The 24,162-nt window shown below is 63.9% G+C and carries 22 protein-coding genes and 3 tRNA genes; 10 read left to right on the forward strand and 15 right to left on the reverse strand.

Features of this window, described 5'->3' with window-relative positions:
- Positions 1-13 precede the first annotated feature (13 nt).
- Together JY500_RS14745 and purL are read right to left on the reverse strand one after the other, a co-directional pair.
- The gene (locus tag JY500_RS14745) at positions 14-1,183 is read right to left on the reverse strand and encodes a BamA/TamA family outer membrane protein (protein WP_206253589.1); all 1,170 of its coding nucleotides are present in this window, start codon (positions 1,181-1,183) and stop codon (positions 14-16) included.
- A complete protein-coding gene (purL, locus tag JY500_RS14750) occupies positions 1,141-5,076 on the reverse strand; it encodes a phosphoribosylformylglycinamidine synthase (RefSeq protein ID WP_206253591.1) in 3,936 nt (1,311 codons plus the stop codon). Before purL ends, JY500_RS14745 begins: the two co-directional genes overlap by 43 nt.
- A gap of 182 nt (positions 5,077-5,258) precedes the next feature.
- On the opposite strand from purL, the gene JY500_RS14755 reads away from it, so the two are divergent.
- The 3 genes from JY500_RS14755 (at position 5,259) to JY500_RS14765 (ending at position 9,583) form a co-directional block, all read left to right on the forward strand.
- A complete protein-coding gene (locus JY500_RS14755) occupies positions 5,259-6,122 on the forward strand; it encodes a tetratricopeptide repeat protein (protein WP_206253593.1) in 864 nt (287 codons plus the stop codon).
- Between the two features lie 89 nt (positions 6,123-6,211).
- A complete protein-coding gene (locus JY500_RS14760; protein WP_206253595.1) occupies positions 6,212-7,876 on the forward strand; it encodes a methyl-accepting chemotaxis protein in 1,665 nt (554 codons plus the stop codon).
- Positions 7,877-7,918: 42 nt separating this feature from the next.
- The gene (locus JY500_RS14765) at positions 7,919-9,583 is read left to right on the forward strand and encodes a methyl-accepting chemotaxis protein (protein ID WP_206253597.1); all 1,665 of its coding nucleotides are present in this window, start codon (positions 7,919-7,921) and stop codon (positions 9,581-9,583) included.
- 13 nt (positions 9,584-9,596) lie between these two features.
- Here JY500_RS14765 and JY500_RS14770 read toward each other — a convergent pair whose 3' ends face one another.
- Positions 9,597-10,250 (reverse strand): hypothetical protein, encoded by a 654-nt coding sequence (locus tag JY500_RS14770; protein WP_206253599.1) that lies wholly within the window; start codon positions 10,248-10,250, stop codon positions 9,597-9,599.
- Positions 10,251-10,413: 163 nt separating this feature from the next.
- Here JY500_RS14770 and JY500_RS14775 point away from each other — a divergent pair, with 163 nt between their 5' ends.
- Entirely contained in the window at positions 10,414-12,729 is a 2,316-nt protein-coding gene (locus JY500_RS14775; RefSeq protein WP_206253607.1) for a Tex family protein, read from the forward strand.
- Between the two features lie 93 nt (positions 12,730-12,822).
- Positions 12,823-13,671, forward strand: a complete 849-nt coding sequence (locus JY500_RS14780) for a 23S rRNA (adenine(2030)-N(6))-methyltransferase RlmJ (RefSeq protein ID WP_206253609.1) — start codon at positions 12,823-12,825, stop codon at positions 13,669-13,671.
- 113 nt (positions 13,672-13,784) lie between these two features.
- On the opposite strand, the gene JY500_RS14785 is transcribed toward JY500_RS14780, so the two are convergent.
- Positions 13,785-13,991, reverse strand: a complete 207-nt coding sequence (locus JY500_RS14785) for a cold-shock protein (RefSeq protein ID WP_172197932.1) — start codon at positions 13,989-13,991, stop codon at positions 13,785-13,787.
- 33 nt (positions 13,992-14,024) lie between these two features.
- Here JY500_RS14785 and JY500_RS22380 point away from each other — a divergent pair, with 33 nt between their 5' ends.
- From JY500_RS22380 to minE, 5 genes are all read left to right on the forward strand, one after another.
- Positions 14,025-14,579 (forward strand): ArsC family reductase, encoded by a 555-nt coding sequence (locus JY500_RS22380; RefSeq protein ID WP_343073296.1) that lies wholly within the window; start codon positions 14,025-14,027, stop codon positions 14,577-14,579.
- 2 nt (positions 14,580-14,581) lie between these two features.
- Entirely contained in the window at positions 14,582-15,433 is an 852-nt protein-coding gene (hslO, locus tag JY500_RS14795) for an Hsp33 family molecular chaperone HslO (protein WP_172197929.1), read from the forward strand.
- A gap of 76 nt (positions 15,434-15,509) precedes the next feature.
- Positions 15,510-16,301, forward strand: a complete 792-nt coding sequence (gene minC / locus JY500_RS14800; RefSeq protein ID WP_343073297.1) for a septum site-determining protein MinC — start codon at positions 15,510-15,512, stop codon at positions 16,299-16,301.
- A 57-nt stretch (positions 16,302-16,358) separates the two neighbouring features.
- Complete coding sequence (gene minD / locus JY500_RS14805) at positions 16,359-17,171, forward strand: septum site-determining protein MinD (protein ID WP_218044784.1); 813 nt, start codon at positions 16,359-16,361, stop codon at positions 17,169-17,171.
- A 1-nt stretch (position 17,172) separates the two neighbouring features.
- The gene (minE, locus tag JY500_RS14810; protein ID WP_172197926.1) at positions 17,173-17,445 is read left to right on the forward strand and encodes a cell division topological specificity factor MinE; all 273 of its coding nucleotides are present in this window, start codon (positions 17,173-17,175) and stop codon (positions 17,443-17,445) included.
- Positions 17,446-17,497: 52 nt separating this feature from the next.
- On the opposite strand, the gene JY500_RS14815 is transcribed toward minE, so the two are convergent.
- The 11 genes from JY500_RS14815 to recO form a co-directional block, all read right to left on the reverse strand.
- Positions 17,498-17,941: a hypothetical protein gene (locus tag JY500_RS14815; RefSeq protein WP_206253611.1), complete on the reverse strand. Its 444-nt coding sequence runs from the start codon at positions 17,939-17,941 to the stop codon at positions 17,498-17,500.
- A complete protein-coding gene (locus tag JY500_RS14820) occupies positions 17,923-18,288 on the reverse strand; it encodes a hypothetical protein (protein ID WP_206253613.1) in 366 nt (121 codons plus the stop codon). Before JY500_RS14820 ends, JY500_RS14815 begins: the two co-directional genes overlap by 19 nt.
- A 135-nt stretch (positions 18,289-18,423) precedes the next feature.
- Positions 18,424-18,499, reverse strand: a tRNA-Gly gene (locus tag JY500_RS14825).
- Between the two features lie 8 nt (positions 18,500-18,507).
- Positions 18,508-18,581: transfer RNA gene (locus JY500_RS14830), tRNA-Cys, on the reverse strand.
- A 73-nt stretch (positions 18,582-18,654) separates the two neighbouring features.
- Positions 18,655-18,730, reverse strand: a tRNA-Gly gene (locus tag JY500_RS14835).
- 39 nt (positions 18,731-18,769) lie between these two features.
- Positions 18,770-19,345 carry a CDP-diacylglycerol--glycerol-3-phosphate 3-phosphatidyltransferase gene (gene pgsA, locus JY500_RS14840; RefSeq protein ID WP_206253615.1) on the reverse strand — a complete coding sequence of 192 codons (576 nt, stop codon included), beginning with the start codon at positions 19,343-19,345 and terminating at the stop codon, positions 18,770-18,772.
- Positions 19,346-19,372: 27 nt separating this feature from the next.
- Entirely contained in the window at positions 19,373-21,115 is a 1,743-nt protein-coding gene (gene uvrC / locus JY500_RS14845; RefSeq protein WP_218044790.1) for an excinuclease ABC subunit UvrC, read from the reverse strand.
- 56 nt (positions 21,116-21,171) lie between these two features.
- Complete coding sequence (gene nagZ, locus JY500_RS14850; RefSeq protein WP_246479641.1) at positions 21,172-22,218, reverse strand: beta-N-acetylhexosaminidase; 1,047 nt, start codon at positions 22,216-22,218, stop codon at positions 21,172-21,174.
- 56 nt (positions 22,219-22,274) lie between these two features.
- On the reverse strand, positions 22,275-22,655 hold the full coding sequence (gene acpS / locus JY500_RS14855) for a holo-ACP synthase (RefSeq protein WP_206253618.1): 381 nt from the start codon (positions 22,653-22,655) through the stop codon (positions 22,275-22,277).
- A gap of 12 nt (positions 22,656-22,667) precedes the next feature.
- Positions 22,668-23,432, reverse strand: a complete 765-nt coding sequence (locus tag JY500_RS14860) for a pyridoxine 5'-phosphate synthase (protein ID WP_172197908.1) — start codon at positions 23,430-23,432, stop codon at positions 22,668-22,670.
- Positions 23,429-24,145 (reverse strand): DNA repair protein RecO, encoded by a 717-nt coding sequence (recO, locus tag JY500_RS14865; protein ID WP_206253620.1) that lies wholly within the window; start codon positions 24,143-24,145, stop codon positions 23,429-23,431. The genes JY500_RS14860 and recO overlap by 4 nt, the downstream gene beginning before the upstream one ends.
- Between the last annotated feature and the right edge of the window lie 17 nt (positions 24,146-24,162).

Raw genomic sequence — 24,162 nt, forward strand, 5'->3', positions numbered from 1 at the left:
CCGCGCCTCGCGATCAACGCCAGGCACTGCCCACCTGGATATAGAAAGCACTGTCTTCCGGACCACGGGCGACATCGAGGCCAGCCAGTAAGCCGAGTTTGCGGGCGATCAGATAGCGAAAACCGCCGCCCCAGGCGTAAGCGGTCTCTGCCGCACTGAATTCGGTACGCGGGCCATAGGCCTTGCCGGCACCGCTGAATCCGACCAGCCACCAACGCTCGTCCAGCGCCCAACGCAGTTCCAGTTCGCCGACCGCGGTACTGCGGTCCTGATAGCGTGCTGCCGGAATACCGCGCAGCTTGACGAAAGGCTGGCCCCAGAACGGCACGCCGTCCGTCGCATGCTGATAGTCGCCGCGCAGGCCGAGCACCCACTGCGGGGCGAGCTGCAACCAATGGTATGCACGCAGCCCGTACAGATCGAAACTCATCGATGCGCCGAGCGCCGGGCGGATGAAGTTGGCTTCACCCTCGACGTAGGTACCCTTGTTGGGCGAGAGAAAGTTGTCGCGGGTGTCGTAGTCGACCAGCAAGCCGGCGCTGCCGATGCGCGCCTTGGTCGATTCCGGCAGCAGTTCAGGCGGGCGCTCCCGCTCGAAGCTCATCGTGGAGTCGAGATAGGCATAGCGCGCGCCAATCAGCCATGGCGTGTCCGCAACGCGCATCAGCACCTGCTGCACCGTGCCAACGCCCTCGACGCCGTAACGCCGGGCCTGGCCAGTCAGTCCGTAGTAGTCGAGCCGAATGTCGAGTTTCGCGACGCCGCCGAGATAGCGGATGCGGTCGCCCTGCCAGGTATGCATGTGGCCGGCGAAGCCGCCCCAGGTGCCGTTCTCGGTCTTGAAGCCGCCGATCGCCGAGATGTTCGGCGGTGCCGCGCGCCCGGATTCCTCCAGGTTCTTCTGCGCCGCCTCCGACACCGACTGATCGAAGAACGCGGCCACCATGCCGCCGCCGTAGCCCACGGCCGGCTCGGTGATGATCACCGGAACCGGCAGCAGGCCCTTGTAGTCGAGCAGATACTCGCTGGTGTCGAAGCGGCCATCCTCGGGGTCGGTGAACTTCTCCGGCGCGGCAAACGCAGCCGCGGCACACAGCCCCAACAGCAGCAAGGTGCCGCCACGAACCAGCAAGGCAGTCATCAGCCCAGCCAGACGCGCGCGTTGCGGAACATGCGCATCCACGGCGAATCCTCGCCGAGGAAGTCTGGCGCCCAGGACATCTGCAGCGTGCGGCGGCAGCGCTCCGGATGCGGCATCATGATCGTGAAGCGGCCGTCCGGCGTCGTCAGGCCCGCGATGCCGTCCGGCGAACCGTTCGGGTTCGCCGGGTAGCGCGTTGCCACCTGACCCGCGTTGTCGATGTAACGCAGTGCGATCTTGGCGTTGTCCTGCGCATCGATGCCGTCGAACACCGCGCGGCCTTCGCCGTGCGACACCACGATCGGCATGCGGCTGCCCGCCATGCCGGCGAACAGGATCGACGGGTTTTCAGGGATCTCCGCCATCACGAAGCGCGCTTCGAACTGCTCGCTGCGGTTGCGCTGGAAGGTAGGCCAGCACACTGCACCGGGGATGATCGGAGCGAGGTGCGCCATCATCTGGCAACCATTGCAGACGCCCAGCGCGAAGGTGTCGCTGCGGCCGAAGAAGGCCTCGAACTGTGCGCGCAGGGCATCCGAGAACAGGATCGACTTCGCCCAGCCCTGCCCCGCGCCCAGCACGTCGCCGTACGAGAAGCCGCCGCAGGCCGCGAGGCCCTTGAACTGGTCCAGCGTGTAGCGGCCGGAGAACAGGTCGGACATGTGCACATCAAACGGCTCGAAGCCGGCGCGTTCGAACGCGGAGGCCATTTCGGCCTGCGAGTTCACGCCCTGCTCGCGCAGGATCGCGATCTTCGGCCGTGCGCCGGTAGCGATCATCGGCGCAGCGATGTCGTCGGCCGCGTCGAAGGACAGCGATACCGACAGGCCCGGGTTGCTGGCGTCGAGCAGGCCATCGAATTCTTCCTGCGCACAGGTGGCGTCGTCGCGGATCTTCGCGATCTGGTAGCTGACTTCGCTCCAGGCGCGCTGCAGTTCCGCGCGCGGGGCAGCGAAGATCATCTTCGCGTTGCGCCAGATGCGCAGTTCATCGCGATCGTTCGGCTGACCGATGAAGTGGGCGGCGCCACCGAGTTGGTGCGCGGTCAGCGTGGCCAGCACCGCATCGCGTTGGTCGCGACGAATCTGGATCACCGCGCCGAGTTCTTCGGCGAAGAGCGCCGCCAGCACGCGATCGTTGAAGCGGCCGGCGAGCATGCCGGCTTTCTTCTCGCCACCATCCACATCCGACAGGTGGCCGTCGTAGGCGATCGAATCAAGTTCCAGCGACACACCGGTGTGGCCCGCGAAGGCCATCTCGGCCACGGTGGCGAGCAGGCCACCATCGCCGCGGTCGTGATAGGCGAGCACGCGATCATCGCGCTTGAGCTCGGCCATCGCGGCCACGAAGGCCTTCAGCGTTTCCGCATCGATATCCGGCGCGTGTTCGCCGACCGAGTTGAAGCACTGCGCAAACACCGAACCACCCAGGCGATGCTTGCCGCGGCCCAGATCGATCAGCACCAGCTCGGTCTCGACGCCCGGCAGGGTCTTGAGTTCCGGCGTCAGGGTGCGGCGCACATCGCCAACCGGCGCGAAGGCAGTCACGATCAGCGACAGCGGTGCGACGACCTTCTTCTCGGCGCCTTCGTCCTGCCACACCGTCTTCATCGACAGCGAATCCTTGCCGACCGGGATCGCCAGCTGTGCGCCCTGGCAGAACTCGGACACCGCCTTCACGGTGGCGAACAGGTGGGCGTCCTCGCCACGGTGGCCGCAGGCGGCCATCCAGTTGGCGGACAGCTTGATCTGCTTCATGTCCGCCACATCAGCGGCGAGCAGATTGGTCACCGACTCGCCGACCGCCATGCGACCGGACGCTGCCGGCGACACGCAGGCGAGCGGCGTACGCTCGCCCATCGCCATCGCTTCGCCCAGGTAGCCGTGGAAGCTGGCAGTGGTCACCGCGACGTCGGCCACCGGCACCTGCCACGGGCCGACCATCTGATCGCGCGCGGTCTGGCCGCCCACCGAGCGGTCTCCGATGGTGATGAGGAAGTTCTTCGACGCGACGGTCGGGTTGCGCAGCACGCGGCCCACGGCGTCCGCCAGGTCCACCGCGGTGGTATCGAGCGGCGGCAGGAAGATATCGCGCTTGGCCACGTCGCGCGTCATGCGCGGCGGCTTGCCGAGCAGCACTTGCATGTCCATGTCGACCGGCTTGTTGCCGAAGTGACTGTCGCTCACCGTCAGGCGGCCATCGGCGGTAGTAGTGCCGAGCACCGCAAACGGGCAGCGCTCGCGCACGCAGATCGCTTCGAAGTCGGCCAGGCGGTCCGGCGAGATCGCCAGCACGTAGCGCTCCTGCGCTTCGTTCGACCAGATCTCGCGCGGGCTCATGCCCGGCTCTTCGATCTGGATGTTGCGCAGCTCGAAGTGCGCGCCCAGCTTGGCGTGATCGGCCAGTTCCGGCATCGCGTTGGAGAGGCCGCCCGCGCCAACGTCGTGGATCGCCAGGATCGGGTTGTTCTCGCCCTGCTGCCAGCAAGCATCAATCACCTCCTGGGCGCGACGCTCGATTTCCGGGTTGCCGCGCTGCACCGAGGCGAAGTCCAGATCCGCGGTGTTGGTGCCGGTCGCCATCGACGAGGCAGCGCCGCCGCCCAGGCCAATCAGCATGCCGGGGCCCCCCAACTGGATCAGCAGCGTGCCGGGTGCGAAGTCGCTCTTGAAAGATTGCTCGGCCTGGATGCTGCCGACGCCGCCCGCGATCATGATCGGCTTGTGGTAGCCGCGCACCTCGCCCATCACTTCCTGCTCGAAGGCACGGAAGTAGCCGGTCAGGTTCGGGCGACCAAACTCGTTGTTGAACGCGGCCGCGCCGAGCGGGCCGTCGATCATGATCTGCAGCGCCGAGGCAATGCGTTCCGGCTTGCCGTAGTTCACTTCCCAGGGCTGCTCATAGCCCGGGATACGCAGGTTCGACACGGTGAAGCCCGCGAGGCCCGCCTTGGGCTTGGAGCCACGGCCGGTCGCGCCTTCGTCGCGGATTTCGCCGCCCGCGCCGGTCGACGCGCCCGGGAAGGGCGAGATCGCGGTCGGGTGGTTGTGCGTCTCGACCTTGGCGAGGATGTGGGTCAGCTCCGGCTTGTAGCTCCAGCGACCATCCTTCTCCGGATAGAAGCGCTGGACCTCGGCGCCCTCGAAGATCGCGGCGTTATCCGAGTACGCGACCACGGTGTGCTCGGGCTGCGCCTTGTGGGTATCGCGAATCATGCCGAACAGGGTTTTCTCTTCGGCGCGGCCGTCGATCACCCAGCTGGCGTTGAAGATCTTGTGGCGGCAGTGCTCAGAGTTCGCCTGCGCGAACATCATCAGCTCCACGTCGGTCGGGTTGCGGCCCATCTTCGTGAAGTTGTCGACCAGGTAGTCGATCTCGTCATCCGACAAGGCCAGGCCGAGTTCGCCGTTGGCCACTTCCAGCGCGGCACGGCCACCGCCGATGATGTCGACCGTGGTGAGCGGCTGCGGCGCATAGTGGGCGAATAGGCCGTGCGCAGCGTCGACATTGTCGAGCACCGATTCGGTCATGCGATCGTGCAGCACCGGCAGCGCGGCAGCGCGGGCGTCGGCATCAAGGCCACCACGCACTTCAAGCGTGTAGGCGGTGCCGCGCTCGATCCGCTTGATCTTCGCGAAGCCGCAGTTGTGCGCGATGTCGGTGGCCTTCGACGACCAGGGCGAGATCGTGCCCAGGCGCGGCGTGACCAGCAGCAGTTCGCCCGCGGGCGCGTCACCCTGCGGATAGGCGCCGATCAGGTCGGCCAAGCGCTCGGCCTCGTCGCCAGCGAGCGGCGCGTCGATCTCGACGAAGTACCAGTGTTCAGCGGCAAGCCCCTTCAACTTCGGCAGGGCGGATTTGAGCTGGGCCGTGAGGCGCTCCAGACGGGAAGCGGAAAGCGCGGGCGCGCCACGCAGCTTGAGGATCTCGGGCATGGTGGTTCCGAAGGGGCTAGCCAGGGGATTCGGTTGCGAGCGGTGCGCTGAATGGGCGCCGCCCTTGAAAAAACCTAGATTATACCGGCACTTGGCGACTTTCCGGGAGGCTTTCGAAGGCTCTTGAAACGGCTCGCCGCGGCCCAAACTTGAACAGAGTGTTATTGAGACGGGAGTCCAGCATGGCCAGCAGCGAATTTGTCTTCGACGTCACGCTTGAGAATTTCGAAGACCGCGTGATCGCAGCATCGATGCAGGTGCCCGTGTTGGTGGACTTCTGGGCGCCTTGGTGTGGCCCTTGCCGCGCGCTGGGGCCCATGCTTGAGAAGCTCGCGGCCGAGTTCGGCGGCAAGTTCCTGCTCGCCAAGATCAATTCGGACGAGAACGTGGCGCTTGCGCAACGTTTTGGCGTGCGAGGCATCCCGAACGTGAAGGCTGTCGTCAATGGCGAAGTGGTGGATGAGTTCACCGGCGCCCTGCCCGAAGCAACGCTGCGCGCGTTCGTGCAGAGCCTGCTCCCGTCGGCCGCCGCCCCGCTTCGCGAAGCAGCACGCACGGCACGCGAGCAGGGTCGCCTCGACGAAGCCCGCGCGCTGCTCGAGCAAGCGCTGGATGTCGATCCGAGAGACGAGGAGAGCTACCTCGACCTGGCGGACGTCCTGCTGGACGAGCCGGATCTGCCGACCGCGCGCCTGCTGCTCGACAACGTCACCGAACCGGCCCGCGACCCGGACCGCGTGGCCGCATTGCGCGCCCGCCTCGCGCTGCTCGACGGGGCCCCCGACACAAGCGAGCGCGATGCACTGGAGGCGCGCATCGCTGCAGACCCGGCCGATCTGGGCGCGCGGCTGGCGCTTGCACGCCTGCTGTCCGCCCGCCGCGACTATGAGCCCGCCCTCGCACAACTGCTGGAAATCGTGCGGCGAGACCGTACGTTCGAGGACGATGCCGGCCGGCTGATGATGCTGCAACTTTTCGCCGCAATCAGCGATGACACCTTGGTCCGCCGCTACCGTTCCGAATTGGCCTCAACGCTGAACCGCTAAAGACCACGCCGTGGGTGCCGTTATCCGTTAGTGCCTGCCGTACCAGGCACACCGGATAAACAAGAGCAGAAAGCTGGAGGAGCTCCCACATGGGCAACCTGACCGTCAAGGCCAAACTTGGTCTGCTGGTTCTCATTTCGATCGGCACGCTACTGCTGGTCGGCATTTCCGGCTGGGTGGGCATTAGCCGGGTCGGCAGCGCAATGTCGCAACTGGGCGAAACGCAATTGCCCGCGGTCATCGCACTCTCCGATGTGCGCAGCAACCAGTACGCGCTGTATGCCTACACGCTGGAAGCGGCTACCTGGGAAAAAGAGAAGTACGCCAATTCCCAGTTCAAGAACATTCTTGAACGCAAGGAAAAGGCCACAGCGGCACTCGACAAGGCACTGAAAGCCTATGCCAGCCAGAAACGTACGGAAGACGAAGAGAAAGCCTGGAAGACACTGGAACCGGGCCTGAAACGCTGGCGCGATTTCGACGTCAAGCTCAACGCCGTGATCACCGATCTGGGCAACAACGCCGAGTTCGAACACCAGGCCGAGCTGTTCGAGAAGTACTACTTCTATGTCACCGACTGGAAGGACGCCCAGTACGCCGTCGAACGCAACCTGAACAAGCTCGTCGAGCTCAACGTCAAGTATGCGAAAGAGGCCAGCGACTCGGGCACCCTCTCGCGCAAAGCCGCCGTCGGGGCGATGCTGACGGTGTTCGCAATCGCGGTTGCCACGCTGCTGGCGCTCGGCTGGATCTTCTTCAAGAGCATCACCGGCGCGCTCGACAAGATGCGGCGCGCGATCACTTCGGTGGCTGCCAACAACGACTTCACGATCCGCGCGGACGTCACCAGCAACGACGAAACCGGGCAGACGGCCAAGGCCTTCAACCAGTTGCTCGAACAGATGCAGGAATCGCTGCGCGAGGTGCTGAGCAACGCGCAGAACATCTCGGAAGCTGCCCACAAAGCATCCGACGCGGCACAGCAAGTGTCCGACGCCTCCACCAGCCAGAGCGAATCCGCTTCGGCGATGGCCTCGGCGATCGAAGAGATGACCGTCTCGATCAACCACATCACCGACAGCACCCGCGACGCGCAGCACCGTGCACACGACGCCGGCAGCGCAGCCGATTCGGGCGCCACCATCATCGCCCAGACCAACAGCGAGATGGATCACATTGCGGGCACGGTGCAAACCGCGGGCGAGACGATCAACGACCTGGGCCGCCAGTCCGACAAGATCTCCGGGATCATGCAGGTGATCAAGGAAGTCGCCGACCAGACCAACCTGCTCGCACTCAACGCCGCGATCGAAGCCGCTCGCGCGGGCGAACAGGGCCGCGGGTTCGCGGTGGTGGCGGACGAAGTGCGCAAGCTCGCGGAGCGTACCCGCAAGGCAACCGAAGAAATCAGCCAGATGGTCGTCACGATGCAGGGCTCTGCCCGCAACGCGGTCACCGGCATGGATTCGGTCGTCAGCCGTGTTTTCGAGGGCAAGGAGTTGTCCGATCAAGCGGCCGCCCGCATGAACGAGATCCAGGGGTCGGCCAGCCAGGTAACGGAGGCGATCAACGAGATCTCTGCCGCCCTGAATGAGCAGAGCGCCGCCGCGCAGGACATCGCGCGCCAGGTGGAGCACGTTGCCCGCATGAGCGAGGACAACAGCTACGCCGCCCAGGAAACGGCCCGCATCTCGCAAGAGCTGGACAACTTTGCCTCGGCGCTGCGCGACGCCGCTTCGCGATTCAAGGTTTGAGCAAGCAGGAAGCCAACCCGCCCACACGATAGGAGCAGCGCCATGCGCAACCTAAGCATCCGCACCCGGCTTGGCATTCTGGTGATGGTCGCGGTGCTTGCGGTGGTGGTTGCTGCGGTGGGCGGATGGGTTGGCTTGCGCGCCATCGGCAGCACGCTGTCCGACGTCACGCAGCAACAGATGCCGGGTCTGGTGGGTCTGCAGCAGGTTCGCGCAGGCCAGGCCCAGGTCATCGAGGCCACCCTTGAGGTCGCGCTTAAAGAGCAGGACATGTATGCGCAGGAGTTCTTCAAGAACCTCATGGCCAGCAAGGACCGCGCCTGGAAGGAAATCGACGCGGGCTGGAAGGCCTATGCCGCTGCCCCGCGTGGACCAGAAGAAGAAAAAGCCTGGGCCGCGCTGAAGCAGCCGTTTGAGGCCTGGCGCGAGCAGGACGCCGCGCTCAACGAAGTCATCGCAAGCCTTAGCACCAACGACCAGCCGGTCAAGCAACGCGAGTTGTTCGAGACCTACTACAAGCTGATCGATACCCAACGGGCCGCTGCGGCCGTGGTGCGCGAGCATCTGGGCAAACTGCAGACCCTGAGCCTCAACCGGATGGGTGAAACGCGCAACGGCGCAGCCGCGACGATTTCACGCTTCTCCGCCTTCGGCGCGCTGATCGCCCTGGGCTCGATCGCCGTTCTGACGGCACTGGCCTTCGTGATCGTGCGGGCGGTGGTCGGCTCGCTCGACGCAATCCGCAGCACCATCGTCGCGGTGGCGGGCAGCGGTGACTTCACACTGCGCGCACAGGTCCGTGCCACCGATGAGACGGGCCAGACCGCCGCCGCATTCAACCAACTGGTCGAGCAGATGCAAGGCTCGTTGCGCGAGGTGCTGGTAAACGCCGAGCGGATTGCTGACGCTTCCGGTCGCGCGTCAGGCGCTGCACAGCAGGTCTCCGAAGCCTCGTCGCGCCAGAGCGAATCCGCGTCCGCCATGGCATCGGCGATCGAAGAGATGACGGTCTCGATCAACCACATCACCGACTCGACACACGATGCGCAGCACCGCGCGCACGAGGCGGGCAGCGCCGCCGACTCAGGCGCCACCATCATCGCCCAGACCAACAGCGAGATGGATCAGATCGCCGGCACGGTGCAAACCGCCGGCGAAACGATCAACGACCTGGGTCGCCAGTCCGACAAGATCTCCGGAATCATGCAGGTGATCAAGGAAGTTGCCGACCAGACCAACCTGCTCGCGCTCAACGCTGCGATCGAAGCGGCGCGGGCAGGCGAACAGGGGCGTGGCTTTGCGGTCGTGGCGGACGAAGTGCGCAAACTGGCGGAACGTACCCGCAAGGCGACCGAAGAGATCAGCCAGATGGTCCTGACGATGCAAAGCTCGGCACACGATGCGGTGGCCGGCATGGATTCGGTCGTGACCCGGGTCTTCGACGGCAAGCGCCTGTCGGATCAGGCGGCGGACAGGATGAATGCGATCCAGGGTTCCGCCACGCACGTCAGCGCTGCGATCAACGAGATCTCGGCCGCACTGACCGAACAGAGCGCCGCCGCGCAGGATATTGCCCGCAAGGTCGAAAGCGTTGCCCAGATGAGCGAGGACAACAGCCAAGCCGCGCAAGAGACATCGCGCGTGGCGGAGGAACTCAACCGCTTCGCTGGCGCCCTGCGCGAAGCGGCCAACCGGTTCCGCGTCTAGGCGCGGGACACGCTCAGGGCTGCGCCCGCATCAAGTCGGCCACATCGCGTCCGTCGACGCGAACACGCGCGCGAAGCGCGCCATTTTCGTCCGCCGCAACCGGGTCGATGCTGACCGTGCCACCGTCGAGCAGCCGCTGCAAACGCTGGGCGGAGTGTTCATGCGTCAAACCAGCGCTGGCCTCGGGCCCCAAACCCTCGACCACGATCTTGCGACCGTTGTGGAAGAAGGTCGAACCATCCACCGCGTAAGCGCGAATCGGTGCGGAGCGCGCCTTCAGAGGCGAACCCTCAAGCGGCGTACCGGAACTCTCCAGCGAACGCGCATTGATCGGGCTCTTGGTCACCAGCGTCTCGGCCGGCTCACCGCACGGCTTTTTGACCTTGACCGACTTGCCTTTGCGCTTGACCGTCTCGTAGCAGACTTTGGCTTTCGAACCGGTGGCTTTGCTCGATTTCGACTTGCTCGCGGTTGTTTTCCCGGCAGTCGATTTGGACGCCGTCGATTTCTTGCTTGAGGACTTCGCCGATGCACTGGTCGTCGGCTTCTTGGCGTGCGATTTGCTGGTGGTCGCGCTGGCTGCGTTCGGCATGCCGGCTGTGCACAGGATCACCAAGCCCAGCAGGCTTGCGGCAATCCGGAAACGGGGGGTACGGTTGGAGCTCACGCGTGACCTTGCCGGGCGCCGGGCCCGTTCTGGGTTGAGTCGAGTCCAGCATTCTACCGCAGCCCCGTTTTGCCCCTCGCCGCGCGATACATCCCGACACGCTTGAAGCCGACCCCGCTTTCGGCCATAGTCCGCGCCTTCCGTTTTTCTGCAGCACATCCCCATGCTTCCGCCTATTGAATCCCGCCTCGCCACCGAGCTCGGCGCCCATCCGCGCCAAGTCGTCGCGGCCGTAGAACTGCTCGACGCCGGCGCCACCGTGCCCTTTATCGCCCGCTACCGTAAGGAAGTCACTGGCGGGCTCGATGACACACAGCTGCGCACGCTGGAAGAGCGCCTGGGCTACTTGCGCGAACTGGAAGACCGCCGCGCCGCGGTCATCGCCAGTATCGACGAACAAGGCAAGCTGACGCCTGCGCTGCGCGACGAGATCGAACATGCGGAAACCAAACAGCGCCTGGAAGACCTGTACCTGCCATACAAGCAGAAACGCCGCACCAAGGCGCAGATTGCGCGCGAAGCCGGCATCGAACCCCTGGCCGACGCTCTGCTCGCCGACCCGACGCTGGTGCCGGAAACCGAGGCTGCGCGCTTCTTCAACGCCGAGGCCGGCTTCGCAGACACCAAGGCAGTGCTGGACGGCGCACGCCAGATCCTGATGGAGCGCTTCTCGGAAGACGCTGGCCTGGTCGGCAATCTGCGCGAGTATGTCGAGGCGCATGGCGTCGTCGTCTCCAACGTCGTCGAAGGCAAGGAGAGCGACGGCGCGAAGTTCCGCGACTACTTCGACTACCGCGAGCCGCTCAAGGACATCCCCTCGCACCGCGCGCTGGCCCTCTTCCGCGGCCGCAACGAGGACATCCTGCGCGTGAAGCTGGTGCTCGATACCGACCCCGAGGACGGCACCCGCCTCGCCGAGCCCAACCCCTGCGAGCGGCGCATCATGAGCGCGGCCGGCATCCGCAACGAAGGCCGCGCGGCCGACCGCTGGCTGGTGGAAACCGCGCGCTGGGCCTGGAGCGTGAAGCTCTCGCTGCATATCGAGCTGGATCTGATGGGCGTGCTGCGCGAAAAGGCCGAGGAAGAAGCGATCCGCGTCTTCGCAAAGAACCTGAAGGACCTGCTTCTCGCAGCACCGGCCGGCCCGCGCGCCACGATGGGCCTGGATCCGGGACTGCGCACCGGCGTGAAGGTCGCGGTAGTCGACGCCACCGGCAAGCTGCTCGACACCGCCACGATCTACCCGCACGAGCCGCGCCGCGATTGGGATGGCGCGCTGCATACGCTGGCCTTGCTGGCGAAGAAGCACAACGTGCAACTCATCGCGATCGGCAACGGCACTGCCAGCCGCGAGACCGACAAGCTCGCAGGCGATCTGGTCAAGCAACTGCCGGAACTGCACATGACGAAGATCGTCGTGTCTGAGGCCGGCGCATCGGTGTACTCGGCCTCTGAGCTGGCGGCCAAGGAATTCCCGCAGCTCGACGTGAGCTTGCGCGGCGCCGTGTCGATCGCACGCCGCCTGCAGGATCCGCTCGCCGAACTGGTCAAGATCGATCCGAAATCGATCGGCGTCGGCCAGTACCAGCACGACGTCAACCAATCGCGCCTCGCCAAGTCGCTCGACGCGGTAGTGGAGGACTGCGTGAACGCGGTCGGCGTTGATGTGAACACCGCGTCCGCCGCACTGCTGACACGCATCTCCGGCCTCAACACCACGTTGGCGCAGAACATCGTCGCCCACCGAGACGCGCATGGCGCTTTCCGCAACCGCGCGTCGCTCAAGGCCGTGCCGCGACTCGGTGAAAAAACCTTCGAACAATGCGCCGGCTTCCTGCGCGTGATGAACGGCGACAACCCGCTCGATGCCTCGGCGGTACACCCGGAAGCCTATCCGGTGGTCGAGCGCATCCTTGCAGACGTGCAACGCAACGTGCGCGAGATCATGGGCGACGCGAGCTTCATCCGCTCGCTTCAGCCGGCGCGCTACACCGACGAGCGTTTCGGCCTGCCCACCGTGCAGGACATCCTGAAGGAACTCGACAAGCCGGGCCGCGACCCACGCCCGGAGTTCAAGACCGCCAGCTTCCGCGACGGCGTCGAAGATCTGAAGGATCTCGTTCCCGGCATGATGCTTGAAGGCGTCGTGACCAACGTCACCAACTTCGGCGCATTCGTGGACATCGGCGTGCATCAGGACGGTCTGGTGCACGTCTCCGCGCTGTCGAACAAGTTCGTCAAGGACCCCGCGGAAGTCGTGAAGGCTGGGGACATCGTCAAGGTGAAGGTGCTGGAGGTCGATGTTGCACGCAAGCGCATCGCGCTGACCATGCGGCTTGCAGACGAAGTCCATGCCGGCCGTAAGCCCGACAGTGGTGATCGCCGTAACACCGCGCCGGCACGCGCACCACGGCGCGACGACAAACCCGCGCCCGCCAACGCCTTCGCAAGCGCCTTTGCCAAGGCGCTGAAGCGCTGATCGGCACTGCGCACGCCAAGCCCCGCCGGGCGGTTCCCGCCGCCCGGCCTGCGTCACCTAAAATGAACGGGCCGACACGCCCGGAGCCACCCCATGCTGAGTTATCGCCATGCCTTCCACGCCGGCAACCACGCCGACGTGCTCAAGCATTTCGTCGAAGTCGAATTGCTGCGCTACCTGAACCAGAAAGAGAAAGCCTGGTGGTACATCGACACCCACGCCGGCGCGGGCGCTTACGAGCTGGATCGTGGCTATGCGGCGCAGAACGCCGAGTTCGAGAGTGGCATCGCGCGCATCGTCGACGCACCCGATCTGCCGCCAGCCCTCGGCGCCTACATTGATCTGGTGCGCCGCTTCAATGGCCCGGGTGCGCTCAAGCACTACCCAGGCTCCCCATGGTTCGCCGCCGAACTGATGCGCGAGCAGGATCGCATGCGGCTCTTCGAACTGCATCCCGCCGACGCGGACCTGCTGGCCGAGAATTTCGAGCCCCTCGCCAAGCAGTTGATCGTCGATCGCGCCGACGGCTTCAAAGGGCTGAAGGCCTTCCTGCCGCCGCCGCCGCGCCGTGCCCTGGTCCTGATCGATCCGCCCTACGAGGTCAAGAGCGACTACCGCACCGTCGTCAGCACGCTGCAGGACGCCCTGCAACGCTTCGCCACCGGCACCTATGCGGTCTGGTATCCCCTGCTGCAACGGCCCGAATGCCACGAATTGCCACGGCAGCTCAAGGAACTGCCCGCCAAGTCCTGGCTGCATGTCACGCTGTCGGTGCATAAACCCGCGCTGAGCGGGCTGGGCATGCATGGCAGCGGCCTCGTCGTGCTGAATCCGCCGTGGACCTTGGCCGACACGCTGAAGCAAACGATGCCCTGGCTCGTCGGCAAACTGGCCCAGGACACCCACGCCCGCTATCAACTCGAAACCGGCGGCGCTGAATAGTCCGTACGAGATTCAGAACGACGACGTTCGCAGCGGGCGCCGAGCAGTGTGCGGCCGAGAAAAGCAAAACGCCCGGCAAGCCGGGCGTTTCTCATTTGCGAGTCCGCAACAACTTACTCGGTCGGGCGGATGTTCGCTGCCTGCTTGCCCTTCGGGCCTTCGACGATGTCGAAAGTCACGCGTTGGTTTTCAGCCAGGGTGCGGAAACCCTTCGACTGAATTGCGGAGAAGTGGGCAAAGAGGTCGTCGCCACCACCATCGGGGGTGATGAAGCCGAAACCTTTGGAGTCATTGAACCACTTGACGATACCAGTTGCCATGTCGATGCGTCCTCGAATCGAAAAATAACTATTTTGTGGGGCTGGCGGCCCCGTTGGCACGGAATTCAGGGAGGCAAAGCCGACGAACATTCACCGTTTTGGGGACGGCTGGGTCACGCGCAATTCAAGAACCTGGAAATCCTGCTCGAATCATTATGGATGCACTACGGCCGAAACGGCAACTGTTTACGCCCGATCAGCGATAATTGCGTGATTTTCTTCCCGACCCCGCGCACTCACGTGATCACGATCTACGGCATCAAGAACTGCAACAGCATGAAGAAGGCGTTCGACTGGCTGGCCGCCAACCACGTCGATTACGCCTTTCACGACTACAAGAAATCCGGCATCGATGCGGCGACGCTGCAGGCGTGGGCCAATCAGGTCGGTTGGCAGAAGCTACTGAACACGCAGGGCCTGACCTGGCGCGGCCTCGACCCCTCCGACAAGAAGGACGTCGACGAAGCAAAGGCAATTGACTTGATGGTTGCAAAGCCAAGCCTGATCAAGCGCCCAGTTATCAGTGGCGGGCGAACCCTGCTGGTGGGCCTTGATGAAACCGCGTTCGCACAAGCCCTGAAGGATTGAAGATGGACCTTATCCAGCGCTTTCTATTCGAGGATCTCGACGTTCGCGGAGCCCTCGTTCAATTAGGGCCGGTGTGGCGCCAAATCCAGCGCAACCGTGACTACCCGCCTGCAGTTCGTTCATTGCTCGGCGAAATGGCCGCGGTCACGGCGATCATTGCCGGCAATCTCAAGACCCCTGGCCGGATCACCTTCCAGCTATCCGGCCACGGCGCGGTATCACTGCTGGTGATCGATTGCTCCGAAACACTCAACCTGCGCGGGTTCGCAAAGTCCGAAGGGCCTATCGTCGGCAATTCGATTAGCGAACTGCTGGGCGACGGCCGGCTTTTGCTTTCGCTTGATGTTGAAGGTATGCAACAGCCCTACCAAAGCTATGTGCCGCTCGAAGGCGAAACCATCGCGGCGGTATTCGAACACTATCTGCAGCAGTCGGAGCAGGCGCCCGCCGCCCTATTCCTCGCTGCCGACGGCGATAACGCGGCAGGCTTGTTCCTGCAGAAGCTTCCCGCGGCGGACGAGAAGGATGCCGATGGCTGGCGCCGCGTTCACGGCCTCGCCCAAACCGTCACGCCAGGCGAGTTGCTGTCGCTCGATGCGTCGGTATTGCTTCAGCGCCTCTTCCACGAAGAAACGCTGCGGGTGTTCGAACCCAAACCCGTTAGGCATGACTATCCGCCCGACCGGGAAAAAATTAGCGCGACGCTGCGCGCCCTCGGGCGGGAAGAGATCGAGAGCCTGCTCGCGGATCACGGCGAAGTGGTGGTCTCCGACGACCTGTCGAACCACGAATACCGCTTCAGCGCAGACGAGGCGCGGGCGCTCTTCGACACCCCGCCGCCGAACCTGCACTGACAGATTCAACAGACAGCAGCATTTCCGCCGGCGCAGGCCGGGGGCGATGGTAAACTTTGCGCAAAATTACCGGTACATGACAGGCATGCAGGCCAATCGCAGCAACGGCAAAACGATTGAATTCAAGGGCGGAACACTCCAGGCCATGACGGCCGTGGTGCGGGATCCCAACGTGATGAAGCTTGCCGATGCCATGCACGCGATGCTGGGCGGCATGGGCGAATTCTTCGCCGGCGAGCCGACCGTCATCGATGTTTCCGGCACATCCTTGCCCGAGCGCATGGACTGGGCCGGCGTGGCAAGTCTGCTGCGGCGTTACGGCCTTCAGCCGGTGGCGGTTCGCGGCGCGCCGGAGCAGCATGCAGATGGCGCCCGCAAGGCCGGGTTGGCAGTGCTGCCACCCGATGCCGGCAAACCCTCATCCGCCGCCAGCCGGGTCAGCGCGCTCGATGCAGCCCCACCCGAAGCACCTGCCCCCGCCGCACCGCCAAAGGCCGAATCGCCCACGGTGTCGGCCGGACGCACAATGGTGATTGACCGTCCGTTGCGCTCTGGCCAGCAGATCTATGCGCGCGGCGCTGATCTTGTGGTGATTGGTGGCGTGAGCAACGGTGCGGAGGTCATTGCCGACGGCAACATCCACTGTTACGGCCCACTACGGGGGCGTGCGATAGCTGGCGCGCAGGGCGACCATCAAGCGCGCATCTTCACGACTTCGCTAGGCGCCGAGCTCGTCTCGATCGCCGGGGTGTTCCGCACATTCGAGCGCGGCCTGCCCGAAGAGGTTGCTGGCCGTGCCGCACTGATCACATTGACCGGCGAGGGCGACAAGGCGCAGTTGCGTCTCGACCCGTTGCAGCTGAGCTGAGCAGCGCGCCGCATTACCATCCAGAAAAATGAATGACGTTGAATTGAAGGGGAGATCGTGAAAATCATCGTGGTGACTTCTGGCAAAGGTGGGGTTGGCAAGACCACCACCTCGGCCTCGGTGTCCTCCGGCCTGGCGCTGCGCGGCTTCAAGACCGCCGTGATCGACTTCGACGTCGGCCTGCGCAACCTCGATCTGATCATGGGCTGCGAACGCCGCGTGGTGTACGACCTGATCAATGTGGTCAACGGCGAAGCAAACCTGAATCAGGCGCTCATCAAGGACAAGCACTGCGAGAACCTCTACGTTCTGCCGGCTTCGCAGACTCGCGACAAGGATGCGCTGACTGAGGAAGGCGTCGAAAAGGTGCTGAAGGATCTTGAGCACCTCGGCTTCGACTATGCGGTTTGCGATTCGCCGGCCGGTATTGAGCATGGCGCAGTGATGTCGCTGACGTTTGCTGACGAAGCCTTGGTCGTCACCAACCCGGAAGTTTCATCGATCCGCGACTCCGATCGCATCCTCGGCATCCTGCAGAGCAAGAGCCGTCGCGCAAAAGAGGGTCGCGAGCCGGTCAAGGAACATCTGATCGTCACCCGCTACTCGCCCAAGCGCGTGGAAGAAGGTGAAATGCTCTCCTACAAGGACGTGCAGGAACTTCTGCGCGTGCCGCTGCTAGGCGTGATCCCTGAGTCGGAGGTCGTGCTGCAGGCATCGAACCAGGGCATCCCATCGATCCACATGAAAAACACCGATGTCGCCGAGGCCTACCAGGACGTCGTCGCACGCTTCCTCGGCGAGCAACGCGAACTGCGCTTCGTGGCCTACGAGAAGCCGGGCCTGCTCAAGCGTTTCTTCGGAGGTGCCTGAGATGTCGTGGCTGTCCGACCTCTTCGTTCAGAAGAAACCCCGGCCCGCTGACATCGCGCGCGAGCGCCTGACGGTCGTCATCGCCCGTCAGCGCTCGGATGAAAGCGCCTCGAGCCCGGACTTCCTGCCAGACCTGCAAAAAGACTTGATCGCGGTGATCTCGAAATACGTGACGGTGAATCCGAACGATATTTCCGTCCAGCTTGAGAAGCAGGACAACTACGAAGCGCTCAAGGTAAACATCGTGCTGCCCGAGCACGGCGCAGCGCGCTAAGCACAAGAAAAACGCCGCATTCGCGGCGTTTTCTATTTCGACCTAGTGTCGGTCAGCGCGCCAGGCGAACCAGCTTGCCGTCGATCACACCCACTGCGTCGCCCTTCTTGACGCCGGGATCCCGCTCCACTCGGACGACACCAACCGTTCCATCCTCCCAACGCACCACCACCTGGTACTCGGTCTTGGTGGTATCAGCGGTCGTTGCATCCTTGTTCCCCTTGCCGACCTGCGGGGCCACAACCAAGGGGCGATCCGACATGATGTCGGCGCTGGTGCGGTTCGCCTGGTTATCCATGGGCGATGCCGCCTTGCTCGTCGTCTTGACCGGGGTTACACGCTGAACCACACCACGACGCGTCGAATCGGCAGGCGCTGCCGCCGCATCAAGCTTGCGGAAGTCCTCCCGCGTCTGCGGCAGCTTCACATCCGCCGCTTGCGCGGCCACGGCGGCCGCGCAAAGCAGCGCAGCAACGATCAGTTTTCCAGCGACCACTTTCCGTCCTCTCCACGACATGCGCGCAGGCCGTTTGTCGCCTTCAGCGCGCGGTAGTAGGTCTTGATCTGTATATCGCGACAGGTTTTGCCTTGGCGCTTGAGCGTCCGAAGCGCCACCCCCTGCCCGCCTGAACGGGTCGATTCGGTCGCCCAGCTCACCGATTTGCCGTCGGGCGTGCTTTCAAGCAACTCGGTCAGCATGGCTTCGTGCTTGGCACGATCCTCACTGCTGAAATTCGCGATCGGTGTATCGCTTGCAAACTGCATGTTGAATGCGTGCGCAGACGATGAAGCGAACGCGGCGACGATAATTGCAACAAGAAACTGCATTCGACGGCGAACCATCACACCCTCCAGAACCGCTCTGCGCTTGACCTGCGGGATTCTACCGGAGCCCTGCGCCGGGTACGACCTAACCGTAGCGAACCGAAGGCGTAAAAACAAAAAGGGAAGGCATCAAGCCTTCCCTTTTCTTACTACTGGAGCGGGAGACGAGTCTCGAACTCGCGACCTCAACCTTGGCAAGGTTGCGCTCTACCAACTGAGCTACTCCCGCAAATTTTCTGGAGGCGCGGGCCGGAGTCGAACCGACCTACACGGATTTGCAATCCGGTGCATAACCGCTTTGCTACCGCGCCGTGTGCGGATCAACCTGACGACCCGCAGCTCAACTAAAAGGGGAAAGCACCAGGCTTTCCCCCTGAATTGGGCTGGAGCGGGAGACGAGTCTCGAACTCGCGACCTCAACCTTGGCAAGGTTGCGCTCTACCAACTGAGCTACTCCCGCGTCGCAGAGAGATGCATTATAGCCTGAAATCTCTCAGCGTCAACTCTTTTCAACTTCCGATAACGCGACAGCAGCGCGCTTGAGGTAGTAGCCCATTGACCACAGGGTTAGAACCGCCGCAACCCAGATCAGTACCGTGCCGGTTTGGCGCACATGAAAACCGAGCAGCGTGCCGTCGTACAACAAGACCGGGATCGCAATCATCTGGGCGGTGGTTTTGAGCTTGCCGATGAAGGACACAGCGACACTGCGCGACGCCCCCACCTGCGCCATCCACTCACGCAGCGCCGAGATCGTAATCTCGCGACCGATGATGACGAAGGCGATCAGCGCATCAACGCGCCCAAGCTCGACCAGCATTACCAAGGCGGCGCCCACCATCAGTTTGTCGGCCACCGGATCCAGAAACGCGCCAAATGCGGAGGTCTGGCCCAACTTGCGCGCCAGGTAGCCGTCGAACCAATCGGTCACGGCCGCCAGTACGAACATGACACAGGCCCAGAGATTCTTGTCAGCCAGCCCCAGCCAGCTCGCGGGCAGGTAGAAGACGCCGACAAACAACGGAATCAGGACAATTCGTGCCCAAGTAAGAGTGTTTGGGATATTTGGCTGCATGGATAAGGATCGTGTAGCGGCTCGATATCAGTCGCGTAGCGCATTGTAGATCGCTTCAGCGAGTTTTCGATTCACGCCCGCCACGCGGCACAAATCTTCGACCGTTGCGTTCTTGACGCCAGCAAGACCGCCGAAGGTTTCGATCAGCTTCTTGCGGCGAGTCGGCCCGATTCCGGGGATATCGTCCAGTCGCGATCCGATCCGGGTCTTGGCTCGGCGGGCACGCATGCCCGTGATCGCAAAACGGTGCGCCTCATCACGGACGGTCTGGATCAAATGCAGGCCTGCATGTTCACCGCCAAGTACCAGCGGTTCTCGCCCATCGGCAAAGACGAGTTGCTCAAGGCCAGCTTTGCGTGCCTCGCCCTTGGCCACACCGAGCATGGCAATCGACTCAAGTCCGAGCTCGACGAGCACCTCGTGCGCCACGCCAACCTGGCCCTTGCCACCGTCGATCAGGATCAGATCCGGACGAACGCCCTCACCCGCGGCAACCTTGCCATAGCGTCGCGTGAGTGCCTGTCGCATCGCACCGTAGTCGTCACCCGGTTCAATACCGCTGATATTGAAGCGACGGTACTCGGACTTCTTCATGCCGCCGCCTTCCCACACGACACACGATGCGACAGTTGCTTCACCCATGGTGTGGCTGATGTCGAAGCACTCGATACGCTGTGGAGGGTCCTGCAAATCGAGCGCCGTACGTAGCGCTTCCAACTGGTCCGTCACACGGCCGGACTCCCGCAGCCGCACCTCGATCGCCAGACGCGCATTCTGATCCGCCATGTCGGCCCACGCCTTCTCGGCCTCAAAGCGTGGTGCGACAACGCCCATCCGCAGATCCAGCGTCTCGTCGATCAGATGGCGAGCCTCGTCCAGCGGTGCGCCGACGAGAACTAGACGCGTCGGCGCGGGGTGTTCCTGGTAGTGCTGCTCAATGAAAGCCAGCAGGGCATCGGCTGCGCCGAGCCCCTCCCCGGCGAGCGGGAACTGCGGTCGATCACCGAGATGGCGGCCGCCCCGTACCATCGCGAGGTTCACACAGACTACGCCGGCCACCTCGACAGCCACCACGATATCGACGTCCTCGTCGCGCCCCGAGTCGACAAACTGTTTGTGCAACACCGTCTGCAAGGCGCGGATCTGGTCGCGAAAGAACGCCGCCTCCTCGTAGGCGAAACGCTCAGCCGCCTGCTGCATCTGCACACCAAGCTGATCGACGATTTCGCCGTGACGCCCTTCGAGGAACAGCGTCGCCATGCGTACATCACGCGCATAGTCTTCCGGTGAAACCAGATCGACGCACGGCGCGGTGCAGCGCTTGATCTGGTGCAGCAGGCACGGACGGGAGCGATTGGCGAACACGCTCTCTTCGCAGGTGCGCAGACGGAACATGCGCTGGATCAGCGCGACACTCTCGCGCGCCGCCCAGGAACTGGGGAACGGCCCAAAGTAACGGGAGCCCTTTGCAAAGGCACCACGGTAGTAGGCGATGCGGGGGAAGGCATCGCCGCTGAGCATGATGTAGGGATAGCTCTTGTCGTCGCGGAACAGGATGTTGTAGCGCGGCTTGAGCGATTTGATGAGATTGTTTTCGAGGATCAGCGCCTCGGTCTCGGAGCGCACGACCGTTGTATCGACGCGCTCGATCCGCGTCACCATCAGCGCGATACGCGGACTGGTGTGGTTCTTCTGGAAGTAACTCGATACACGCCGCTTGAGGTTCTTCGCCTTGCCGACGTAGAGCACCTCCTCGTCCGCACCAATCATGCGGTAGACGCCGGGCGCGTCAGGCAGCGTCCGCAGAAATTCGCGTGCGTCGAAACTCACGTCAGACTTGCGACGAGGTCACTGACCGCGCGCTGCGCATCGACATAGCGGGCCTCGACCGCCAGTGCGAACGGATCGATCGCCGTCGCGGGCCGCAAGGCATCGATGCGCGCCGCACTGCGCGCGGACACCTGCGGTTGCCACTTGGCGAGCAAATCGTTCGCCAGATCTGGCCGATTGCAGACGAGGACCATGTCGCAGCCCGCCGCGTGTGCGGCGGATGCGCGAGCAACAATATCGCCGGCCAGGGTCGCCCCTTCCATCGTCAGATCGTCCGAAAAAATCACGCCATCGAATCCGAGCCGCTCGCGCAAGATGGTCTGCAGCCAGTAGCGCGAGAACCCAGCCGGCTCCGGGTCGACCTGTTCATACACCACGTGGGCTGGCATCACGCCGGCCAATTGGCGGCCCAGGCGATGACGGTAGGGCGCGATGTCCTGCTCCCAGATGGCATCGAAGCTGCGTTCGTCGCGAGGCATCGCGACATGCGAGTCCGCTTCGGCCCAGCCGTGGCCGGGGAAGTGCTTGCCGACCGCCCCCATGCCGGCCTCGCGCAAGCCGGCGACAAGGGCCTGCGCGAGCGACGCGGCAACAGCCGGATCGCCTGAGAATGCGCGATCGCCGACCACCGCGCTGCGGCCGTAGTCAAGGTCGAGCACGGGTGTAAAACTCAGATCGACGCCGTGGGCACGCAACTCCGCGGCCAGCACGTAGCCGGTATGGCGCGCGAGCTCTAGGCCACGCACGTGATCGAGCGTCCAGGCCGCGCCCAGTGCGCGCATCGGGGGCAAGCGGGTAAAGCCACTCCGGAAGCGCTGGACACGACCACCCTCGTGATCGACCGCGATGATCAAGGCCGGAGAGCGCAGCGCGTGGATTTCCTGGGTCAACGCCGTGAGTTGCTCGGGCGACTCGAAGTTGCGCGCGAAGAGGATCACACCACCGACGAGCGGATGCTTGAGGCGTTCGCGCTCAGCGTCGGTCAGCGAATACGCGGCGACATCGCACATCACCGGGCCGAGAGGTATTTGCAGCGGACTCATTGCGCGCTTCCTAAAGCTTGGACTTCATCCGGGCGGGATTGGCCCCACAGCCACAGTCAAGCATCGCGCTCGATCAGCGCAAATGCGACGACGTTGTCCTTCTCGTCACTGATAGAAAGATGCGCCGCCCATGCTCGCGCGTGCATCGCCCCCTCGAGCGCCGCATCAAAGACATAAACCGGCTTGCCGAGTTCGTCATGGGCGACTGCGATCGCATGCAGGGTGGCAGGTGCTCGCAAGCCGGTGCCGAAGGCTTTGGCGAAAGCCTCCTTCGCAGCAAAACGCTTGGCGAGAAAGCGAGCACCGTCTCGTACCGAACGAAACTCCAGCAGCTCTTGCGGCGCGAGGATGCGCTCGGCAAACGCCTCGCCGTGTCGATCGAGCGAGGCTCGAACCCGCGCGATCGACACGATGTCGGTGCCGATACCAGCGATCATGGTGCGGGCTACTCAGCCGTACAGATGGGGTGACGCGGCAGATTCGCGCATCAGACGCTTCATCTCGCCGACCGCCTCGCGCAAGCCAACGAATACCGCACGGCTCACGATTGCGTGGCCGATGTGTAATTCACGAATCCCGGGCAGTGCGGCGACGGGCTGGACATTGAAATAGTTCAGCGCATGGCCGGCATTGAAGCGCATCCCATGACCGATGATGGCGGCGCCCGCGGCACGAATCTTCTCGATCTCAGCCAATACGGCCGGACTGCGCGCATCGCGGCCCTTTTTGTGGAAGGCCTCCGCGTAAGGGCCTGTGTGGATCTCGCACACCCGCGCGCCAACTCGCGCGGCGGCTTCCACCTGCGCCAGCTCAGCGTCGATGAAAACGCTGGACTGGATCCCGGCGTCGGCGAGTCGCGCAATGCACTCGCGAATACGCGCCTCGTTGGCGACGATGTCGAGGCCACCCTCGGTGGTCACCTCTTGGCGCCCCTCCGGAACCAACATAGCCATCTCGGGCTTGAGCCGGCAGGCGATTGCGACCATTTCGTCGGTCGCGGCCATCTCAAGATTCAGCTTGATGTGAGTCAGTTCGCGCAAACGGCGTACGTCCTCGTCCTGAATGTGACGACGGTCTTCGCGCAAATGCACCGTAATTCCGTCAGCGCCGCCCAGGTGAGCTTCCACCGCCCCCCATACCGGGTCCGGTTCATAGGTCCGGCGCGCTTGGCGCAGGGTGGCGATATGGTCAATGTTGACGCCGAGTTCGATCACAGTTCCTGCAACTCCATGAAAATTCGCCGCGATTCCAGCGCACGTGCGCCGACAAGGTGAGCAATGAGCCGCCGCATCAGGTTCTTTGCCTGAGCAAGAGTCTCGGGGTTCGACAAGTCTTCGCGGGCGAGATCCAACAGTACGCGCCCCGAGAGGGTCGCCTCATTTTGCTCCGGGTCGGTCGCCAGTACCGGTCCACGCTCGATTATAAAGAGGTAGTCGCACTCGGGCCGGACGGCGTCGCCATGCTCGTCCGTATCGAAGGTGGGGGCATAGCCGAGTTCCTGCAGGAGCACCAGCTCGAAAGTCCGCAGCGCGACGTCCTGCGGCGCATTCGCCGAGAGGCGCCGCAGCAGGCTCGCGTAGGCATCGAAGAGACGCGGATGCGCATCTTCGCGCGGCAGCAGGCGCACCAATAACTCGTTGGCGTAGTAACCACACATGAGCGTGCTGCCGGCGAGCATCGGCTGGCCGCCTTGCCATTCCGCAGCGACCAGCGTTTTGAGTTCCCCGGCGCCGCTCCAGCCGATCTCCAGCGGCTGAAAGGCGAGCAGGACGCCACGCAGCGCAGCACGCGGACGCCGCGCGCCCTTGGCGACCATGGCCACACGGCCATGTTCACGGCAGAACATGTCAACAACGTAGCTGGTTTCTCGCCACGGACGGGTGTGCAGAACGAAGGCCGACTGCTGCTCGACGCGTTTGCTACTCATCAGGCGCAGTCAGTCCA

Origin of the sequence: Niveibacterium microcysteis (assembly GCF_017161445.1) — a bacterium.
In the GTDB taxonomy this organism is placed as follows: Bacteria; Pseudomonadota; Gammaproteobacteria; order Burkholderiales; family Rhodocyclaceae; genus Niveibacterium; species Niveibacterium microcysteis.

Excerpts from the sequence above, each read along its gene's own strand:
- purL (WP_206253591.1), bottom strand. The coding sequence starts at position 5,076 with ATGCCCGAGATCCTCAAGCTGCGTGGCGCGCCCGCGCTTTCCGCTTCC.
- JY500_RS14755 (WP_206253593.1), top strand. The coding sequence starts at position 5,259 with ATGGCCAGCAGCGAATTTGTCTTCGACGTCACGCTTGAGAATTTCGAA.
- JY500_RS14760 (WP_206253595.1), top strand. The coding sequence starts at position 6,212 with ATGGGCAACCTGACCGTCAAGGCCAAACTTGGTCTGCTGGTTCTCATT.
- JY500_RS14765 (WP_206253597.1), top strand. The coding sequence starts at position 7,919 with ATGCGCAACCTAAGCATCCGCACCCGGCTTGGCATTCTGGTGATGGTC.
- JY500_RS14775 (WP_206253607.1), top strand. The coding sequence starts at position 10,414 with ATGCTTCCGCCTATTGAATCCCGCCTCGCCACCGAGCTCGGCGCCCAT.
- JY500_RS14780 (WP_206253609.1), top strand. The coding sequence starts at position 12,823 with ATGCTGAGTTATCGCCATGCCTTCCACGCCGGCAACCACGCCGACGTG.
- JY500_RS14785 (WP_172197932.1), bottom strand. The coding sequence starts at position 13,991 with ATGGCAACTGGTATCGTCAAGTGGTTCAATGACTCCAAAGGTTTCGGC.
- hslO (WP_172197929.1), top strand. The coding sequence starts at position 14,582 with ATGGACCTTATCCAGCGCTTTCTATTCGAGGATCTCGACGTTCGCGGA.
- minC (WP_343073297.1), top strand. The coding sequence starts at position 15,510 with ATGACAGGCATGCAGGCCAATCGCAGCAACGGCAAAACGATTGAATTC.
- minE (WP_172197926.1), top strand. The coding sequence starts at position 17,173 with ATGTCGTGGCTGTCCGACCTCTTCGTTCAGAAGAAACCCCGGCCCGCT.
- JY500_RS14820 (WP_206253613.1), bottom strand. The coding sequence starts at position 18,288 with ATGGTTCGCCGTCGAATGCAGTTTCTTGTTGCAATTATCGTCGCCGCG.
- pgsA (WP_206253615.1), bottom strand. The coding sequence starts at position 19,345 with ATGCAGCCAAATATCCCAAACACTCTTACTTGGGCACGAATTGTCCTG.
- uvrC (WP_218044790.1), bottom strand. The coding sequence starts at position 21,115 with ATGATTGGTGCGGACGAGGAGGTGCTCTACGTCGGCAAGGCGAAGAAC.
- nagZ (WP_246479641.1), bottom strand. The coding sequence starts at position 22,218 with ATGAGTCCGCTGCAAATACCTCTCGGCCCGGTGATGTGCGATGTCGCC.
- acpS (WP_206253618.1), bottom strand. The coding sequence starts at position 22,655 with ATGATCGCTGGTATCGGCACCGACATCGTGTCGATCGCGCGGGTTCGA.
- recO (WP_206253620.1), bottom strand. The coding sequence starts at position 24,145 with ATGAGTAGCAAACGCGTCGAGCAGCAGTCGGCCTTCGTTCTGCACACC.